Annotated in this window: 2 protein-coding genes; both read left to right on the forward strand. The window is 66.8% G+C overall.

The window, feature by feature from the left end:
• On the forward strand, nt 1-494 hold a 494-nt coding region (locus H7F49_RS19300; RefSeq protein ID WP_407940330.1), incomplete at its 5' end, for a Mu transposase domain-containing protein.
• Nucleotides 491-949: an ATP-binding protein gene (locus H7F49_RS19305; protein WP_185685165.1), complete on the forward strand. Its 459-nt coding sequence runs from the start codon at nt 491-493 to the stop codon at nt 947-949. The genes H7F49_RS19300 and H7F49_RS19305, both read left to right, overlap by 4 nt.
• Nucleotides 950-1,012 lie beyond the last annotated feature (63 nt).

Below are 1,012 nucleotides of genomic sequence, written 5' to 3' on the forward strand. Positions count from 1 at the left end.
GCCGCAGCTTCCGTAATCCCGACGACCTCAACCGGCAGTTCCGCGACTGGCTGGACACGGTGGCCAACGTGCGCCTCCATGCGACCACGCGGCGGATCGTCAGCGAGCACTTCGCCGAGGAGCAGCCCGCGCTGACGGCCCTGCCTGCGGCGCCATACAATGCCGTGCTGACGATCGAGCGCCGGGTCAGTCATGAGGGCATGGTATCGGTCGGCGGCAACCTCTACTCGGTCCCGGACGCCACGCGCAAACGTGTCGTTGAGGTGCAGAACCATCCTCGCGAAATCCGGATCTTCGAGGATCGGGTGCTGATCGCGGTGCACCCCGTGCTCGATGGCCGCAATCAGCGCCGGGTTGATCCTGCCCACCGGCGTCTTGCGCCGGTCCGCTCGGCCACTGTGCCGCTCCCGACCGGACGGGAGATCACCAGGCGCTCGCTGGGCTTCTACGAGGCGGTCGGGCGGCGTCTGGCCGGGACCGAGGTGCGGCCATGAGCGAGATCATCGATCGGATCCGCTCCAGCCTGGTCGGGCTCAGGATGCCCCGTGCGCTAGAGGTGCTCGACCATACCATGCGTTGTCTGGAGCGTGGCGAAATGACCGCGCTCGAGGCGATCGATATCCTGCTCACCCATGAGCATGGAAACCGTGAGAGCCGCCGCTTCACCGTCGGGCTCAAGACCTCCCGGCTCATGCCGCTCAAAACGCTCGAGGGCTTCGACTTCTCGTTCCAGCCCTCACTCGATCGCGGCCGCATCCTGGCGCTGGCGCAGCTGGACTTTATCGAGCGCGGTGAGGTGGTGCATCTCCTGGGGCCGCCGGGCACCGGCAAATCCCACCTGGCGACCGCCTTGGGTGCTGAAGCCGTGCGAGCCGGCAAGCGCGTGTGCGAATTCCGGGGTGAAGCCGCCCCCCATTCCGAGGAATTCCCGCCCGGGATTCCGAACTGATCCCGCCCACCGTTCCGATTAATTCCCGCCCACCCTGGATGGGGTGATGGGCCTGATCGTTGG

It is taken from the genome of Novosphingobium aerophilum (assembly GCF_014230305.1).
Lineage (GTDB): Bacteria > Pseudomonadota > Alphaproteobacteria > Sphingomonadales > Sphingomonadaceae > Novosphingobium > Novosphingobium aerophilum.

Excerpts from the sequence above, each read along its gene's own strand:
- H7F49_RS19305 (WP_185685165.1), top strand. The coding sequence starts at position 491 with ATGAGCGAGATCATCGATCGGATCCGCTCCAGCCTGGTCGGGCTCAGG.